Below are 17,011 nucleotides of genomic sequence, written 5' to 3'. Positions count from 1 at the left end.
CCCCGCTTTTCGGGCCGCCCGGCGCTCCGGCGTCCGGCGGTTACCGCGCGTCCCGTCGGCCCAGGGTCAGCGCGGCGCCGATCGCGGTCAGCACCAGCACGATCGCCCCGAAGAGGGCCGCCGCGTGCATCCCGGAGGTGAACGCCTCCCGCGCCGAGGCGAGCAGCGCCCCGCCGGACCGTCCGGGCAGCCGGGCGGCGGTGACCAGCGCGCCGCCGAGCGTCTCGCGGGCCTCCGCCGGGGTGCCGGACGGCATCCGGTGCCGGTACACGGCCGCGCCGACCGAGCCCAGCACCGCCATGCCCGGCGCGCCACCGAACTCCGTGGCCGTCTCCATCAGCGACGAGGCGGTACCGGCCGCCGTGACTCCGCACGGTCAGCCCAGGCGGGCCCGCTTCAGTGTCATGTGCAGCAGTAGCCGGTCCTCGCCGTCGTCCAGGTCCAGGCCGGTCAGGTGTTCCACGCGGCTCAGGCGGTAGTAGAGGGTCTGGCGGTGGATGCCCAGCTCGGCCGCCGCCCGGCCGGCCTGGCCCGCGCGGTCGAGGTAGACCTCCGCGGTGCGGGCCAGCTCCTGGTGGGCGGGGGAGAGCAGCGGCGCCGCCACCGGGTCCTGGACCGCCCTCGGCGGCAGCGCGGACAGCAGCCGGTACGGGCCGATGCCCCGCCACTCGGCCACCGGCGCGAACCTCGGCTCGGCCAGCGCGGCCCGCGCCGCCGCCGACGCCTCCTGCCACACCGTCCCCAACTCGGCCAGCCCTACGCGGGGTTCACCGACCCCCACCCCGACGACGGCGCCCTCCGCCTCCTTGACCAGCCGCGACGCCGTCACCAGCGCCGGGGCCGTCACCTCCGTGCTGCGCAGCCGCACCAGTACCGCGAGGCTCTGCGCCGTCGCGCCCCACGGCACCGTGCACAGGGCGGTGGCGTGCGGAACGGTACGCGCCGAGGGGGCGTCGTCGGGGTCGGCGGAGAACCAGGGGGCGACGCAGACCACGGTGTGCGGGCCGTCCGCGCGCGGGCTCAGCGCGGTGCGCAGCTCGGTGACGGCCATGTCCCGCTGCCAGCCGTCCTCCGCCGTGAGCACCGCCCGCAGCTCCCGGCCGAGCCCAGCCCCCGCCCGCGCCTCGTCGGCGAGCAGCGCGCCGATCCGCCCGGTCACCGGCATGGCGGCGGCCAGCTGGGCGTCGCTCGGGCCGGGATCGTCGTCCAGCAGCCACACGTAGCCGAGCACGACACCCCGATGGCGTACCGGCAGACAGATCCGGCCCCGGTAGACGCCGGCCTCCGGGGTGGGCGGGATGCGCACCGGTTCCGTCGCGCGGGTGATGCCGAAGCCCTCGAACCACGCCCGCACCGCCGAGGTCGAGCGCCGGGTCAGGATCGAGCGGGCCCGCACCGGGTCCAGCGCGGTGGGGTCCAGCTCGCCCTCACTGTCGTACGCGCCGAAGGCGATCAGCTCGAAGTCCCGGTTCTCCAGGGTCGCCGGGGCGCCCAGCAGCTCCGAGATCTCGTCCACCAGCTCCTGGTAGTCATCTCTGTAATCGGCCGCCACCCGGGCATTCTGCCGCATTTCCGAGCGCTCTTCATACATCTGTCTGAGAACCGGTGATCGGATGCGTGACGTCTGTCGATGGCCCACCATCGAAGAGATCCCTAGGTTTCACGGTGGTTCTCCGTGCCGTCCCCGAATCGTCGGGTCCCGGCCGTCCTCGGTGCTTTTGTTGTGGAGGTGCCCCGTGCTGGGTCCCGTGATTCTCGCCGCCTCGCGCAGCGACCGGATGCGTCGTCTGATCTCGGCCGCCCCGGTGACCAAGCAGGTCGTCGACCGGTTCATCCCCGGCGAGACCGTGGACGACATCGTCCCGGTCATCGTGGAGCTGACCGCCAGGGGCCTGCAGCTGACGATGGACGTCGTCGGCGAGGACATCACCACCCCCGAGCAGGCCGCCGCCGCCCGCGACGCCTACCTCGCGCTGGTCGACCACCTGAGGGACCTCGACCTCGGCGAGCGGGTCGAGATGTCGGTGAAGCTCTCCATGTTCGGCCAAGCGCTGCCCGGCGGCCACGAGCTGGCCCTCGCCAACGTCCGCCCGGTCGTCGAGGCCGCCGCCGCCATCGGCACCACGGTCACGCTGGACGCCGAGGACCACACCACCCTCGACTCGATGTTCGCCATCCACGAGGAGCTGCGGAAGGACTTCCCCGACACCGGCTGCGTCATCCAGGCGTACCTGTTCCGCACCGAGGCCGACGCCCGCCGCCTGGCCGAGGCAGGCAGCCGGGTCCGCCTGGTCAAGGGCGCCTACAAGGAGCCCGCCGAGGTCGCGTACCAGCAGAAGCACGAGATCGACAAGGCGTACGTCCGCGTCCTGAAGACGCTGATGGAGGGCGAGGGGTACCCGATGATCGGGTCCCACGACCCCCGCCTCATCTCCATCGCCCAGGAACTCGCGCACCGCGCCGGTCGTAAGCTCGACGAGTACGAGTTCCAGATGCTCTACGGCATCCGGGGCGACGAGCACCTGCGGCTGGCCGCCGAGGGGCACCGCATGCGTGTCTACACCGCCTACGGCACCGACTGGTACGGCTATTTCATGCGCCGTCTCGCCGAGAAGCCGGCGAACCTCCAGTTCTTCGTACGCAGCATGATCACCAAGGGCTGAGCCCGAACACCCGCTCAAAGCAAAGGAGTTACGGATCTCATGGACGCTGTGACCCAGGTCCCCACCCCCGTCAACGAGCCGGTGCACGGCTACGCCCCCGGCAGCCCCGAGCGCGCCCGGCTGGAGGCCAGGCTGAAGGAGCTGGCCGAGAACCCGGTCGACCTGCCGATGACCATCGGCGGCGAGAAGCGGATGGGCGGCGGCGAGACCTTCCAGGTGGTCCAGCCGCACAACCACAAGGCCGTGCTCGGCACCCTGCGGGGCGCCACCCGCGAGGACGCCCAGGACGCCATCGACGCCGCCCTGGCCGCCGCCCCGGCCTGGCGCGCGATGTCCTTCGACGACCGCGCCGCGATCATCCTGCGCGCCGCCGAGCTGCTGTCGGGCCCCTGGCGCGAGACCATCGCCGCCTCCACCATGCTGGGCCAGTCCAAGACCGCCCAGCAGGCCGAGATCGACAGCCCCTGCGAGCTGGTCGACTTCTGGCGCTTCAACGTGCACTACGCCCGCCAGATCCTGGCCGAGCAGCCCCCGGCCAACTCTCCGGGCGTGTGGAACCGCATGGACCACCGCCCGCTGGAGGGCTTCGTCTACGCGATCACGCCGTTCAACTTCTCGGCCATCGCCGCCAACCTGCCCACCGCGCCCGCCCTCATGGGCAACGTGGTGGTCTGGAAGCCGTCCCCGACGCAGACCCACGCCGCCGTGCTGCTGATGAGGCTGCTGGAGGAGGCCGGGCTGCCCAAGGGCGTCATCAACCTGGTCACCGGCGACGGCATCGCCGTCTCCGAGGTCGCCCTGGAGCACCGGGACCTCGCCGGCATCCACTTCACCGGCTCGACCAAGACCTTCCAGTACCTGTGGAAGACGGTCGGCAACAACATCGAGAAGTACCGCGCCTACCCGCGCCTGGTCGGCGAGACCGGCGGCAAGGACTTCGTGGTCGCGCACCCGAGCGCCGACCGCGCCGTGCTGAAGACCGCGCTGACCCGCGGCTCCTTCGAGTACCAGGGGCAGAAGTGCTCGGCCACCTCCCGCGCCTACGTCCCGGCCTCCATCTGGAACTCCGGTTTCAAGGAGGAGTTCGCGGCCGAGATCGACGGCATCACCATGGGCGACGTCACCGACCTGTCGAACTTCATCGGCGCGGTCATCGACGAGCGCTCCTTCGCCAAGAACAAGGCCGCCATCGATCGCGCCGCCGAGGACCCCACCTGCACGATCGTCGCGGGCGGCTCCTACGACGACTCGGTGGGCTACTTCATCCGCCCGACCGTCATCGAGTGCTCCGACCCCGACAACGAGGTCTTCCGCACCGAGTACTTCGGCCCGATCCTCGCCGTGCACGTCTACGAGGACGACAGTTACGACGAGATGCTGACCCAGATGGAGTCGGTCTCGGACTACGCCCTCACCGGCTCGGTCATCTCGGGCGACCGCGCGGCGGCGGCGTACACGATGGAGAAGCTCCGCTACGCGGCGGGCAACTTCTACATCAACGACAAGTCCACCGGCGCCGTCGTCGGCCAGCAGCCCTTCGGCGGCGGCCGCGCCTCCGGCACGGACGACAAGGCCGGCGCCCCGCAGAACCTGATGCGCTGGACCCTGACCCGCGCCATCAAGGAGACCCTGGTCCCGCCGACCGAGTACGGCTACCCGCACATGGGCTGACCCCCCCCGGGCCCCGGCGGCCCCCACGATCCGGCCCGGCGAGCCCGCCCCGAACAGGCTCGCCGGGCCGTCGTGCTCCCCGCTCACACCTTGCGCACCAGGATCTTGCCCGTGTTGCCGCCGCGCAGCATCAGGAGGAACGCCTCCACGATCAGTTCGAAGCCGTCCACCACCGTCTCGTCCAGGGACAGCGCACCGCTCAGCAGAGGCGGGACGGCGAACTCGTACAACTCCTCCTGGACGGCCCTGTAATCCCTCACCAGGAAGCCCTCGACGCGCAGCTGCCTCTCCACCACGGCGGAGTGGTCGAAGACCACGGGCGGGGCGGCCGGGTCGTTGTACTGGCTGATCGTGCCGACGCGGACCGCCCGCCCGTGTTCCCGCAGCGCGCCGATCGCCGCGCCCAGGTGCTCGCCGCCGACGTTGTCCAGGAACACGTCGACGCCGTCCGGGGCCGCCTCGGCGAGGAGTGCGGCCACGGGGCCGTCGTGGTAGTCGAAGGCGGCGTCGTAACCGACCTGCTCCGTCAGGTACTTGACCTTCTCCGGTGAGCCCGCGCTGCCGGTCAGCCGGCCCGCGCCCAGCAGCCGGGCGAAGCGGCCGGCGGCCGTGCCGACCCCGCCCGCCGCACCGGAGACGAACAGGTCCTCGCCCTCCCGCAGCCGGGCGATCCGGGTGAGGCCCACGTACGCGGTGAGGCCGGTGCCGCCGAGCACGCTCAGATACGCCGACAGCGGCACGCCCGGGTGGTGGGGGAGGTGCCTGACCTCCTCGGGGCTGACCACGGCGTGCGTACGCCAGCCCAGCCGGTGGAAGACGACCTCACCCTCGGGGATCTCCGGGGTCCGGGAGGCGACGACCCGGCCCAGGGTCCGGCCCTCCAGCGGGGCGTGCAGCGCGAAGTCGCCGTCCATCATCTCGCGGTGGTACGGGTCCACCGACCACCACAGGTTCTCCACCAGGGCGGTGCCGGGAGCCGGTTCGGGCACGGGGGACTCCGCGAAGCGGAAGTGGCCCGCGGCCGGGAAGCCGGTCGGGCGGGCGGTCTGCTGCACGGTGAGCGCGGTCTCTGTCATGCCCGGGACCGTAGGCGGGGAATGGCGGGGCCGGGCAGGGGGTTGGGCTCATGCGACGCGCTGATCCATGAGCCACGCTCATCACAGCAGGTGGGAGCCTCGACGTGACCGCAGCCGACCTCGCCCCGCAGGAGCTGCGGACCCTCGTCGCCGTGGCCGAGGAGGGCGGGTTCTCGACCGCGGCCGTCCGGCTGGGCACGACCCAGTCGGCCGTCTCGCACGCGGTGCGCGGCATCGAACGCAAGCTGGGTGTCGTCCTCTTCGAGCGCGGCCGGTTCGGCGCCCGGCCGACCCCCGCCGGGGAGCGGGCCGCCGCCCACGCCCGGCGTGTGCTGCGGATGCTGGCGGCGCTGGCCGCCGACGCCCGGAGCGCGGACGCCGGGGAGATCGCCGGACCGCTGCGCGTGGCCGCCTTCCGCAGCGCGGCCCTCCAGTTGCTGCCCCCCGCCCTGGAGCGGCTCGCCGCCCGGCACCCCGGCGTCGAGGTCCGCGTCAGCGTCGTACGGGAGGTGGGCCCCGGCACCGCGGGCGAGGTCGCCGCCGGCCGGGCCGACCTCGGCATCGCCACCCTCGGGGACGGCTCGCTGCCGCACGGCCTGGTCGGCGGGGTGCTGCTGCGGGAGCCGTACTCCCTGGTGCACCCGGCCGGGCACCCCGCCCCGCGCACCCTGCCCCTGGTCGACTGGGCCGAGAACTGCGGCTCCCACACCCGGTCCTGGTGGGCCGCCCAGGACTGGCTGCCGGCCGCGAGCGTGCGCGCCGAGGACGACGGGGCGGTACTGGCGATGGTGGGCAGCGGTCTCGGGATGGCCGTCATGCCCGCGCTGTCGCTCGCCACCGTGCCGCCCTCCGTGGCCGTCACCGACCTCGGGCCCGAGCGCCCGCACCGCGCGGTCGGCTATGTGACCACGCCCGAACTGGCCGCCACCGCGGCCGTGCGGGCGCTCGTCCGCGAGGTGCGGGCCCTCCATCCCCAGCCGGGGAAGACGCAGGTCACGGCGGGGTGAGGCGACGCGCCGTCTCAGATAGTAGGAAGTCCGAGTAACCATGCAGACAGGTGCGGCCCGGTCCCTTAGCTTGGGATGAGCCGAACGAATCGCTCCATCCAGCGAAGGGCGGTCGTGAGCCGCGCCCCGCGCAGGCAACCCCTGCGGCGTGCGCTCTCCGCCCCTTCCGGCGTCTCACAGCTCATCGCTGCCGTGCAACCACTCTGTCGAAGGAGTCGATTTCCCATGGCCGAGACGACCGTCCGCCGCCGCGTGCGCCACGCCTCCCGCTCGAACGACACCGACCGCGCGCAGGCCGCCGCCGCCCTCCAACGCGCCCTCGACCGCCGGGACAACGGCGGCGAGACCGGCCACTGAGCCGGACCGACCGCTTGACGGGCCGTCCGCCGTCCGCATCGCGGACGGTCCGTGTCATCCCGTGGGACGCGGAGTAAGGTGCCGGACATGTCTCGCAGCATCGATCTCGCAGTGATCCCCGGGGACGGCATCGGCCAGGAGGTCGTGACCGAGGGTCTCAAGGTCCTCTCCGCCGTCCTGCCCCAGGACGTGAAGCTGGAGACCAGGGAGTACGACTTCGGCGCCCGGCGCTACCACGCCACCGGTGAGACCCTCACCGACGCCGACCTCGACGCCCTCAAGGCCCACGACGCCATCCTGCTCGGCGCCATCGGCGACCCGTCGGTGCCGTCCGGCGTGCTGGAGCGCGGCTTCCTGCTGAAGCTCCGGTTCGCCTTCGACCACCACGTGAACCTGCGCCCCTCCAAGCTGCTCCCCGGCGTCGCCACCCCGCTCGCCGGCCAGCCGGAGATCGACTTCGTCGTGGTCCGCGAGGGCACCGAGGGCCCCTACACGGGCAACGGCGGCACCATCCGCACCGGCACCGGGCACGAGGTCGCCACCGAGGTCTCGGTGAACACCGCCTACGGTGTCGAGCGCGTCGTCCGGGACGCCTTCGCCCGTGCCCAGGCCCGCCCGCGCAAGAAGCTCACCCTGGTCCACAAGAACAACGTGCTCACCTTCGCCGGGCACCTGTGGACCAACGTCTTCAACCAGGTGGCCGGCGAGTACCCCGAGGTCACCACCGAGTACATCCATGTGGACGCGGCCACCATCTACCTGGTGACCGATCCCGGGCGCTTCGACGTGATCGTCACCGACAACCTCTTCGGCGACATCATCACCGACCTCGCGGCGGCCGTCTCCGGCGGCATCGGCGTGGCCGCGTCGGGCAACATCAACCCGGCCCGTACGTACCCGTCCATGTTCGAGCCGGTGCACGGCTCCGCCCCGGACATCGCAGGTCAGGGCAAGGCCGACCCCACCGCCACGGTCCTCTCCGTCGCCCTGCTGCTGCGTCACCTCGGGTACGACGCCGAGGCCGACCGGGTGGACGCGGCCGTGGCCACCGACCTCACCGAGCGCGGCGGGCTGCCGCCCCGCACCACCGCCGAGATCGGCGACGCGCTCGTAGGCCGGGTGACCGGCTGACCCGTAAGGCCCCGTGAAAAGGCCGCCGGGTCGCTTCAGGCGCCCGGCGGCCCTTTGCCGTGTCCGCGCGGGGTGCCACCATCGGGCCCCGGGCCGTCTTCACCCCGATTCCTTCCGGCGCCCCCGCCGCGCGATAATCGAACGCGGAGCCGCGATATCAGGGGATGCCCGGACGGTTTGAGCGCGGCCCGCCACCACCGGTGCCGCGCCCTGCCGGGGGTGACCCGAGGCACCGGCCGCTCAGCCGGCGCCGCCCGTCCCACGCCAGGAAGAGAAGGACTGCCGCCCATGACGACGCCCACGATCGAGCTCAAGCCCTCCGCCCACCCGCTCGCCACCGCGGAGCGCGAGGCGATCCTGACCAGCCCCGGCTTCGGCCGCCGCTTCACCGACCACATGGTGACGATCAAGTGGACCGAGGGCCGCGGCTGGCACGACGGGCAGCTCGTCCCGTACGCGCCGATCCCGCTCGACCCGGCCACCAACGTCCTGCACTACGCCCAGGAGATCTTCGAGGGCCTGAAGGCGTACCGGCAGCCCGACGGCACGGTCGCCACCTTCCGGCCCGAGCGGAACGCCCTGCGCTTCCAGCGCTCCGCGCACCGCCTCGGCATGCCCGAGCTGCCGGTTGCGACCTTCATCGAGGCGTGCGACGCGCTGATCGCCCAGGACATCGACTGGGTGCCCGCACACGGCGGCGAGGACTCCCTCTACCTGCGCCCCTTCATGATCGGCACCGAGGTCGGCCTGGGCGTGAAGCCGTCCAACGAGTACCTGTTCCTCGTCATCGCCTCCCCGGCCGGCGCCTACTTCCAGGGCGGCGTGAAGCCGGTGTCGATCTGGGTCTCCGAGGACCGAGTCCGCGCCGTCCCCGGCGGCGTGGGCGACGCCAAGACCGGCGGCAACTACGCGGCCTCCCTGCTCGCCCAGGCCGAGGCCGCCGCCAGGGGCTGCGACCAGGTCTGCTACCTCGACGCCGTCGAGCACAGCTGGGTCGAGGAACTGGGCGGCATGAACCTGTGCTTCGTGTACGGCGACAGGATCGTCACCCCCGCCCTCACCGGCTCCATCCTGGAGGGCGTCACCCGTGACTCCCTGCTGGCCGTCGCCCGCGACCTCGGCTACCAGGCCGAGGAGGGCCGGATCTCGGTCGACCATTGGCAGCGCGACACCGAGAACGGCACCCTCACCGAGGTCTTCGCCTGCGGCACCGCCGCCGTGATCACCCCGGTCGGCACGGTCAAGCGGGCCGGCGCGGAGTGGAAGCAGAGCGGCGGCGAGCCCGGCGAGGTCACCGTCCGCCTCCGCCAGGCCCTGCTGGACATCCAGCGCGGCACCACCGGGGACCAGCACGGCTGGATGCACCGCATCGGCTAGTCACCCCCAGGCCAGTCACCCCCACGTGGGACCGCCCCGGGGCTCCGGGGCGGTCCACACCCGGACGACCCGGCCCGCATACTGAGATACCCCGTGGGACGGCGGGCGTTCTGTGCCAGAATTCCCCCGTGCTCTCGCTCACCATGATTATGGGCAGCAGGCGCGCCGGTCCGCAGTGACCACCTCGCACGACCACATGCGGGTGGCACCGTCGTCCTCGACCCGCGCGCACACCTCTCGCACCCGCGAGGGGTTTTTTCGTTTTCCGGCCCAACCGCAGCCGGCGGCGAAGCGCGAGGGACCATGGGGGGAACGGTGGAGCCGGTCATTTCCGGTAAGACCGACATTCACAACAGGAGCCTTCAGACCATGACCGCAACCAGCGAGCTCGACGATTCGTTCCACGTCTTCGACACCACGCTGCGCGACGGCGCACAGCGCGAGGGCATCAACCTCACCGTCGCGGACAAGCTGGCCATCGCACGGCACCTGGACGACTTCGGCGTCGGCTTCATCGAGGGCGGCTGGCCCGGCGCCAACCCGCGCGACACGGAGTTCTTCGCCCGCGCCCGCGAGGAACTGCGCCTCGACCACGCGTCCCTCGTCGCCTTCGGCGCCACCCGCCGCCCCGGCGCCAAAGCAGCCGACGACCCGCAGGTCAGGGCGCTGCTGGAGTCCGGCGCACCGGTCGTCACGCTGGTCGCCAAGGCCCACGACCGGCATGTGGAGCTGGCGCTGCGCACCACGCTGGACGAGAACCTGGAGATGATCCGGGACACCGTCGCCCACCTCCACGCCGAGGGCCGCCGGGTCTTCGTCGACTGCGAGCACTTCTTCGACGGCTACCGCGCCAACCCCGAGTACGCCAAGGCCGTCGTCCGCACCGCCTCCGACGCCGGCGCCGACGTGGTCGTCCTCTGCGACACCAACGGCGGCATGCTCCCGGCGCAGATCAGCGCGGTCGTCGGCACCGTACTCGCCGACACCGGCGCCCGGCTCGGCATCCACGCCCAGGACGATACCGGCTGCGCCGTCGCCAACACCCTCGCCGCCGTCGACGCGGGCGCCACCCACGTCCAGTGCACGGCCAACGGCTACGGCGAGCGCGTCGGCAACGCCAACCTCTTCCCGGTGGTCGCCGCGCTGGAGCTGAAGTACGGCAAGAAGGTCCTCCCCGACGGCCACCTGAGCGAGACCACCCGGATCTCGCACGCCATCGCCGAGGTCGTCAACCTCACCCCCTCCACCCACCAGCCCTACGTGGGTGTCTCCGCCTTCGCCCACAAGGCGGGCCTGCACGCCTCCGCCATCAAGGTCGACCCCGACCTCTACCAGCACATCGACCCCGAGCGGGTCGGCAACACCATGCGGATGCTCGTCTCCGACATGGCCGGACGTGCCTCCATCGAGCTGAAGGGCCGGGAACTCGGCGTCGACCTCGGCGGCGACCGCGCCCTGATCGGCCGGGTCGTCGAGCGCGTCAAGGAACGCGAGCTGAAGGGCTACACGTACGAGGCCGCCGACGCCTCCTTCGAGCTGCTGCTGCGCGCCGAGGCCCAGGGCGCGCCGCTGAAGTACTTCGAGGTGGAGTCCTGGCGGGCCATCGTGGAGGACCGCCCCGACGGCACCCACGCCAACGAGGCCACCGTGAAGCTGTGGGCCAAGGGCGAGCGGATCGTCGCCACCGCCGAGGGCAACGGCCCGGTCAACGCCCTCGACCAGGCGCTCAGGGTGGCGCTGGAGAAGATCTACCCGCAGCTCGCCAAGCTGGAGCTGGTGGACTACAAGGTCCGCATCCTGGAGGGCGCCTCCGGTACCCGCTCCACCACCCGCGTGCTGATCTCCACCAGTGACGGCGCGGGGGAGTGGTCCACGGTCGGCGTCGGGGAGAACGTCATCGCCGCCTCCTGGCAGGCCCTGGAGGACGCCTGCACCTACGGGCTGCTGCGCGCGGGCGTCGCACCTGCCGAGTAGCGGGGAGCGGTCGCGGCGGTCAGGGGGCGCGCCAGACGTTGTCGAACGCGTCCTCCTCGATCCGCCGCCGCTGGCGTACCGCCTCCAGCTCGGTCAGTGCCTCCCCGAGCGCGGCGAGGACGACCGCCACCCGGTCGTCCTCGGTGCTCGCGGCCTCGTGCTCGGGCTCCTCGATGCCGAGGGCGGCGGCGAGGCCCACGAGGAGCGGTTCGTGCCGGGCCCACCGGTCGGCCGCGTGCCGCCGGGCCTCGGAGTCGATGTGGTCCACCGAGCGGTCGGCGCGCCGGAACAGCTGCCGCAGTCCGGTGCCCGACGGCTCCGCGTGCTCCAGCGCGTCCCGGTAGGCGGCGGAGAGCCCGTCCCCGCGCCGCCACAGCCAGTCCTCGGCGCTCTCGTACGGCTCGGTCCGGATCAGCGCCCCGGCCGCCTTGTCCAGCATCGGTTCGCCGGTGAGGTGCCCGGAGACGGGGACGATCCGGTCGTCCCGCAGGGTGACCACCTGGGCGGTGAGCAGGTCGAGCAGCTCCGCGGCGGCCAGCGCCAGCGACAGGTCCCCCTGTTCCACGGGCCGGTCGGCGGGCACGTCCAGCGCGACGAACAGCAGATCCTGCGGTGTGGTCATCTCGGGCTCCCCGGTCATGGTCGTTACCGCGCAGGTACCACCATCACCCGCGCCGGAAACCCAGGCCGTCCCACCTCAGCGTCCAGTCCGGTCGGCCGCCCCGGTGCACGGCCACGGCCGGGCCCGCGCCCCGTCGGCCGAGGAGCAGCTGTCCGTGACGTCCAGGCACTTGCGCGCGAGCCCGGCGAACGGGCTCTACGGCTCCAGGCCGTGTACGACGTGCCGTCCGGCGGAGTCGCCGGTGGTGGTGAGCCAGGCCGTGACCGGCTCGTCCGCCGCGTGCGCGGCCGGGGTGGCGAGCTTGATGATCCCGGCGATCATCATCAGCGCGGCCAGCAGCAGCCGGGCCGGACGTAGGGGTCGTCTCATGGGGCGCCGCCCTTCAAGGGTGGGGGACGGGGGAACAGTGACGTACGAGCCGTGGGTGAAGGACGGCTCCGGGCGGCGCCGGGGCGGCGCGTTCAGAAGGCGGACGCACAACTCGACTTCCCACTTTATCAGTTGACGGAGCGTCATGTCACGTGCGGAGGGTTGACGAGGTCCAGGTGGCCCCAGTTCACTCAAGCCGTGAGCTAAGGCATGAGTGAACGCCACGTCATCGAGTGAACCAAGAGTCGAGGGAAGGTCCATGCGCAGAACCGCCCTGCTCGTCTCCACCGCTCTGCTGACCGCACTGCTCCCGCTGGCCGGAGGCATCGCCCCCGCGTCCGGCGCCGACGGTCCCGACCCGGCCCCGGTGCCGGTCGACCGCTTCGAGGGCGAGGTGCCCTTCGCCGCCCAGCCCGCCGAGGGCATCTTCACCTGGGGCGGCGACAGCGACGACCCGCCCACCCTGGCGCTGACCGCCCGCGCCGATGCCCCCGAAGGCGCCAAGGTGCTCACCGGCAGCTACGACATCAGCGGCTACGGCGGCTTCACCCACGACTACGCCGCGACCGCCCCCGCCCACGACTGGTCCGCCCACCGAGGGGTGCGCCTGTGGTGGGACGGGCAGAACAGCGGCAAGAAGATCACCTTCGAGATCAAGGACGGCGGCGCGCACGGCGAGGCGTCCGAGCTGTGGACGACCTCCTTCAGCGACGACTTCACCGGCTGGAAACGGATCGAGCTGCCGTTCTCCGCGTTCACCTACCGCACGGACTACCAGCCGGTCGGCGGCATCGACCACGTCCTCGGCCTCACCCGGATGTGGGGCTACGCGGTCACCCTCCCGACCGGCGTCAAGGGCCGCTTCGCCATGGACGGCGTCGAGCTGTACGGCGCCGCCGACCCGGCGCTGCGCGCCTCCGTCACCACCGACACCGCCGTCCGCCCGGTGAAGGAGGGCGGCACGGCGAGCGTCCGCGTCACCCTCGCCACCACCGACGCGGCTCCCGTCACCTCCCCGGTGACCGTCGCGTACGCCACCGGCGAGGGCACCGCCCGCCCCGGCACGGACTACACGCCCGCCTCCGGCACCCTCACCTTCCCGGCCGGCACCCCCTCCGGGACCTCCAGGACGGTGAAGGTCACCACCCTGAAGGACCGCTCCGCCGAAGCCGCCGAGACGGTACCCCTGAAGCTCACCGTCACCGGCGCCAAGCCCCCGGCGGAGGACCCGAAGATCATCATCGATGCCCACGGACTCCCGTACCTGGACGCCGAGTTGCCGGTGCGCAAGCGGGTCGCCGATCTGCTCGGGCGGATGTCGCTCGCGGAGAAGGCCGGGCAGATGACCCAGGCCGAGCGCGGCGCCGTCTCCGACCAGAACGACATCGCCGCCTACGACCTGGGCTCCCTGCTCTCCGGCGGCGGCTCCACGCCCACCCCGAACACCCGGGCCGCGTGGGCGAAGATGATCGACGGCTTCCAGCTGCGCGCCAGGGCGACGCGGTTCCAGATCCCGCTGATCTACGGGGTCGACGCCGTCCACGGCCACAACAACCTCACCGGCGCCACCGTTCTGCCGCACAACATCGGCGTCGGCGCGACCCGTGACCCGGCGCTCGCCCAGCGCACCGCGGTGGTGACCGCCTCCGAGGTCCGCGCCACCGGCGTCCCCTGGGACTTCGCGCCCTGCCTCTGCGTCAGCCGCGACGAACGCTGGGGCCGCTCCTACGAGTCCTTCGGCGAGGACCCGGCGCTGGTCCAGTCGATGGAGACCGTGATCCAGGGCCTCCAGGGCAGAGCGGACGGCAGCGAACTCTCCCGCAACGACAAGGTGCTGGCCACCGCCAAGCACTTCGTCGCCGACGGCGGCACCGCCTACGGCTCCTCCACCACCGGCACCTACACCGTCGACCAGGGCGTCTCCACCCTCACCCGGCGGCAGTTGGAGGCCGTGCACCTCGCGCCGTACCGGGACGCGGTGAAGCGGGGCGTCGGCACCGTGATGCCCTCGTACTCCTCGCTCGACGTGATCGGTGACGGACGCGGACCCGTCAAGATGCACGCCCGCGCCGACATGATCAACGGTGTGCTCAAGGGCCGGCTGGGCTTCGACGGCTTCGTCATCAGCGACTGGAACGCGGTCGACCAGCTCCCCGGCGACTACGCGACCCAGGTCCGCACCTCGGTCGGCGCGGGCGTCGACATGATGATGGTCCCCTACAGCTACAAGGAGTTCACCGGGGCCCTGACCGCCGAGGTGAAGGCCGGCCGGATCGGCGAGCGGCGGATCGACGACGCCGTCTCCCGCGTCCTCACCCAGAAGTTCCGCCTCGGCCTCTTCGAGCACCCCTACGCCGACACCTCCGCCGCTGCCGCGATCGGCTCCCCGGCGCACCGGGCCGTCGCCCGCGAGGCCGTCGCCAAGTCCCAGGTGCTGCTGAAGAACGACGGCGGCCTGCTGCCGCTCCGCAAGAGCCAGAAGGTCTACGTGGCCGGGTCCGACGCGGACGACATCGGCAACCAGTCCGGTGGCTGGACCATCACCTGGCAGGGGTCCTCCGGGAACATCACCAAGGGCACCACCATCCTCGCCGGCATCCGCGAGGCCGGCGGGCAGGTCACCTACTCCAAGGACGCCTCCGCGCCGACGGCGGGACAGGACGTGGGCGTGGTCGTCGTGGGGGAGACCCCCTACGCCGAGGGCGTCGGCGATGTGGGCAACGGTCATGAGCTGACCCTGTCCGCCGCCGACCGGGCCGCCGTGGACAAGGTGTGCGGCGCCATGAGGTGCGTGGTGCTCACCGTCTCCGGCCGCCCGCTGCTGCTCGGCGACCGGCTCGGGAAGATCGACGCCCTGGTGGCGTCCTGGCTGCCCGGCACCGAGGGCGCCGGCGTCGCCGACGTGCTCTACGGCAGGCGGCCCTTCACCGGGCAGCTCCCCGTGACCTGGCCGCGCAGCGAGGCCCAGTTGCCGATCAACGTGGGCGACAGCTCGTACGACCCGCAGTACCCGTACGGGTGGGGGCTGACCACGCGGGTCACGGCGAAGAGCGGTGCGCTCAGCACCCTCGGCGCGGCGGCCGCGACCGCCGAGCGCCGGCACGACGACCGGCGGGGACGCGCGGTGGTCACCCGGGCCCGGCTGATCGTCCAGCAGAAGGTGGGCCAGCGGATCACGGCGGCCGTGGCGAAGCCCTTCGCCGAGGCCGACCACGCTCTGCTCACCGGTCGGTACGGACAGGCACTGCTGAAGCTGCTCCAGGCGTACCGGGCGGCCCGCTGACCAGCGTCGAGGGTCCGCACACCTGACCGAACAGGGGAGGCTTCGGGTAGCGTCGAAGCATGAAGGCCGTGCTCTCGACCCGCGCCCGAAGCCTCTCCGCGTCTCTGCTCGCGGCGCTGGCGATGGCCCTGGTGCCCCTGTTCGCGTTCGCACCGGCGGCCAGCGCCTTCACCAGCGCCTCCACCATCGGCCAGGCCCTGCGCAAGAGCCCGGTCTACGTCGATCCGGCCGCCTCCGGGCAGCTCTCCCGCGCCGACGCCGACGCGCTCGCCAGGAAGATCGAGGACGCGGGCAAGCCGGTGTTCGTCGTGGTCCTCCCCGACGACTACCCGACCAAGAGCGTCCTGGGCGACGTCCGTTCGGCCACCGGCATCACCGGCCTGTACGGCATCCGCGTCGGCGACCGCTTCGCCGCCGGCTCCGACCCGGCGGTCATGTCCGCCACCGCCCGGCAGAACCTGGTCTCCAGTGTGCGGGGCGAGGGCGCCAAGGCCCAGCTCACCGACTTCACCGGCCGCGCACTGGACACCGTGCGCGGCCACGCCCCCTCCTCCTGGGGCTCCTCCGACGAGGGCGGCGGGGTCTCCACCACCGCCCTGATCGTCGCCGGGGCGGTCGTGGTGGCGGGCGGCGCCGGGGTCTACACCCTCAGCCGCCGCAACCGGCGCCGCCGTGAGGCGGAGCAGCAGGCCGCGCTGGACCGGCTGCGGGTCGTCGTGGACGAGGACATCACCGCCTTCGGCGAGGAACTCGACCGCCTCGACTTCCAGCCCGGCGAGCCCGGCGCCGACGACACGATGCGCACCGACTACGAGAACGCGCTGAACGCCTACGACGACGCCAAGCGCCGCATGGCCGAGGCGCGGAAGCCGGAGGACGTGCGCGGGGTCACGGAGGCGCTGGAGGACGGCCGTTACTCCCTCGCCGTGCTCGGCGCCCGCCGGGAGAAGCGGCCGCTGCCCGAGCGGCGTCCGCCCTGCTTCTTCGACCCCCGGCACGGCCCGTCCGTCACCGACGCCACCTGGACACCGGCCGGCGGCAGCGCCCGCGAGGTGCCGGTGTGCGCGGCCGACGCCGCCCGGCTGGCCGACGGCCGCGAACCGGCGACGCGCGAGGTCGAGACCGAGTACGGCCGCCGCGCCTACTGGGACGCGGGACCGGCGTACGGCCCCTGGGCCGGCGGTTACTTCGGCGGCGGCCTGCTGCCCGGTCTGCTCGTCGGCACCATGCTCGGCGGCATGATGGCCACCCCGTCCTACGCGGCCGACTTCGGCGGCGGTTACGGCGACTTCGGCGACCAGGGCGGTTTCCAGGGCGGCGACATGTCCGGCACCGACTTCGATCCGGGCGGCTTCAGCGACGGCTTCGGCGGCGGGGACTTCGGCGGTGGCGGCGACGTCGGGGGCGGCGGGGACTTCGGAGGCGGCGGCTTCTGACACCCCGGACCCCCCACCGCACGACGCGTGAGCGCCCCGTTCCCC

The 17,011-nt window shown here is 72.6% G+C and carries 13 protein-coding genes and 1 pseudogene; 9 read left to right on the top strand and 5 right to left on the bottom strand.

Annotated features, from left to right (window positions below):
• Positions 1-40: 40 nt before the first annotated feature.
• A pseudogene (locus tag ACFWN1_RS23170) lies at positions 41-367 on the bottom strand (MFS transporter); the annotation flags it as partial.
• 9 nt (positions 368-376) lie between these two features.
• On the bottom strand, positions 377-1,570 hold the full coding sequence (locus ACFWN1_RS23165) for a PucR family transcriptional regulator (protein ID WP_384365038.1): 1,194 nt from the start codon (positions 1,568-1,570) through the stop codon (positions 377-379).
• Between the two features lie 166 nt (positions 1,571-1,736).
• Between ACFWN1_RS23165 and ACFWN1_RS23160 the strand changes: the two genes are divergently transcribed.
• Positions 1,737-2,663 carry a proline dehydrogenase family protein gene (locus ACFWN1_RS23160; RefSeq protein ID WP_384365035.1) on the top strand — a complete coding sequence of 309 codons (927 nt, stop codon included), beginning with the start codon at positions 1,737-1,739 and terminating at the stop codon, positions 2,661-2,663.
• Positions 2,664-2,702: 39 nt separating this feature from the next.
• Positions 2,703-4,334 carry an L-glutamate gamma-semialdehyde dehydrogenase gene (gene pruA, locus ACFWN1_RS23155; protein WP_384365032.1) on the top strand — a complete coding sequence of 544 codons (1,632 nt, stop codon included), beginning with the start codon at positions 2,703-2,705 and terminating at the stop codon, positions 4,332-4,334.
• Positions 4,335-4,417: 83 nt separating this feature from the next.
• On the opposite strand, the gene ACFWN1_RS23150 is transcribed toward pruA, so the two are convergent.
• Entirely contained in the window at positions 4,418-5,410 is a 993-nt protein-coding gene (locus tag ACFWN1_RS23150) for a zinc-binding dehydrogenase (protein ID WP_384365029.1), read from the bottom strand.
• 104 nt (positions 5,411-5,514) lie between these two features.
• On the opposite strand from ACFWN1_RS23150, the gene ACFWN1_RS23145 reads away from it, so the two are divergent.
• The 5 genes from ACFWN1_RS23145 to cimA all read left to right on the top strand — a co-directional run bounded on the left by ACFWN1_RS23145 (position 5,515) and on the right by cimA (position 11,256).
• Positions 5,515-6,417, top strand: a complete 903-nt coding sequence (locus tag ACFWN1_RS23145) for a LysR family transcriptional regulator (RefSeq protein WP_384365026.1) — start codon at positions 5,515-5,517, stop codon at positions 6,415-6,417.
• Positions 6,418-6,642: 225 nt separating this feature from the next.
• Positions 6,643-6,774 carry a hypothetical protein gene (locus tag ACFWN1_RS23140; RefSeq protein ID WP_086690483.1) on the top strand — a complete coding sequence of 44 codons (132 nt, stop codon included), beginning with the start codon at positions 6,643-6,645 and terminating at the stop codon, positions 6,772-6,774.
• 87 nt (positions 6,775-6,861) lie between these two features.
• Positions 6,862-7,905, top strand: coding sequence for a 3-isopropylmalate dehydrogenase (locus ACFWN1_RS23135; protein ID WP_384365023.1), 1,044 nt, complete (start codon positions 6,862-6,864; stop codon positions 7,903-7,905).
• Between the two features lie 288 nt (positions 7,906-8,193).
• The gene (locus ACFWN1_RS23130; RefSeq protein WP_384365020.1) at positions 8,194-9,282 is read left to right on the top strand and encodes a branched-chain amino acid aminotransferase; all 1,089 of its coding nucleotides are present in this window, start codon (positions 8,194-8,196) and stop codon (positions 9,280-9,282) included.
• Between the two features lie 369 nt (positions 9,283-9,651).
• A complete protein-coding gene (gene cimA, locus ACFWN1_RS23125) occupies positions 9,652-11,256 on the top strand; it encodes a citramalate synthase (protein WP_384365017.1) in 1,605 nt (534 codons plus the stop codon).
• A gap of 19 nt (positions 11,257-11,275) precedes the next feature.
• On the opposite strand, the gene ACFWN1_RS23120 is transcribed toward cimA, so the two are convergent.
• Positions 11,276-11,878 (bottom strand): GPP34 family phosphoprotein, encoded by a 603-nt coding sequence (locus ACFWN1_RS23120; protein ID WP_384365014.1) that lies wholly within the window; start codon positions 11,876-11,878, stop codon positions 11,276-11,278.
• A gap of 195 nt (positions 11,879-12,073) precedes the next feature.
• Complete coding sequence (locus ACFWN1_RS23115; protein WP_384365011.1) at positions 12,074-12,247, bottom strand: hypothetical protein; 174 nt, start codon at positions 12,245-12,247, stop codon at positions 12,074-12,076.
• 259 nt (positions 12,248-12,506) lie between these two features.
• Here ACFWN1_RS23115 and ACFWN1_RS23110 point away from each other — a divergent pair, with 259 nt between their 5' ends.
• Both ACFWN1_RS23110 and ACFWN1_RS23105 read left to right on the top strand, forming a co-directional pair.
• Positions 12,507-15,530 carry a glycoside hydrolase family 3 N-terminal domain-containing protein gene (locus ACFWN1_RS23110; protein ID WP_384365008.1) on the top strand — a complete coding sequence of 1,008 codons (3,024 nt, stop codon included), beginning with the start codon at positions 12,507-12,509 and terminating at the stop codon, positions 15,528-15,530.
• Between the two features lie 59 nt (positions 15,531-15,589).
• Positions 15,590-16,966, top strand: a complete 1,377-nt coding sequence (locus tag ACFWN1_RS23105) for a hypothetical protein (RefSeq protein ID WP_384365005.1) — start codon at positions 15,590-15,592, stop codon at positions 16,964-16,966.
• Positions 16,967-17,011: the final 45 nt, after the last annotated feature.

Source organism: Streptomyces sp. NPDC058459, from assembly GCF_042721685.1.
Lineage (GTDB): Bacteria > Actinomycetota > Actinomycetes > Streptomycetales > Streptomycetaceae > Streptomyces.
Note: the sequence above shows the minus strand (reverse complement) of the source record. Positions and strands in the feature narration are given on the sequence as shown.

Coding starts and splice junctions, on each gene's coding strand:
- pruA (WP_384365032.1), top strand. CDS start 2,703: ATGGACGCTGTGACCCAGGTCCCCACCCCCGTCAACGAGCCGGTGCAC.
- ACFWN1_RS23115 (WP_384365011.1), bottom strand. CDS start 12,247: ATGAGACGACCCCTACGTCCGGCCCGGCTGCTGCTGGCCGCGCTGATG.
- ACFWN1_RS23120 (WP_384365014.1), bottom strand. CDS start 11,878: ATGACCACACCGCAGGATCTGCTGTTCGTCGCGCTGGACGTGCCCGCC.
- ACFWN1_RS23165 (WP_384365038.1), bottom strand. CDS start 1,570: ATGCGGCAGAATGCCCGGGTGGCGGCCGATTACAGAGATGACTACCAG.
- ACFWN1_RS23150 (WP_384365029.1), bottom strand. CDS start 5,410: ATGACAGAGACCGCGCTCACCGTGCAGCAGACCGCCCGCCCGACCGGC.
- cimA (WP_384365017.1), top strand. CDS start 9,652: ATGACCGCAACCAGCGAGCTCGACGATTCGTTCCACGTCTTCGACACC.
- ACFWN1_RS23140 (WP_086690483.1), top strand. CDS start 6,643: ATGGCCGAGACGACCGTCCGCCGCCGCGTGCGCCACGCCTCCCGCTCG.
- ACFWN1_RS23135 (WP_384365023.1), top strand. CDS start 6,862: ATGTCTCGCAGCATCGATCTCGCAGTGATCCCCGGGGACGGCATCGGC.
- ACFWN1_RS23130 (WP_384365020.1), top strand. CDS start 8,194: ATGACGACGCCCACGATCGAGCTCAAGCCCTCCGCCCACCCGCTCGCC.
- ACFWN1_RS23105 (WP_384365005.1), top strand. CDS start 15,590: ATGAAGGCCGTGCTCTCGACCCGCGCCCGAAGCCTCTCCGCGTCTCTG.
- ACFWN1_RS23110 (WP_384365008.1), top strand. CDS start 12,507: ATGCGCAGAACCGCCCTGCTCGTCTCCACCGCTCTGCTGACCGCACTG.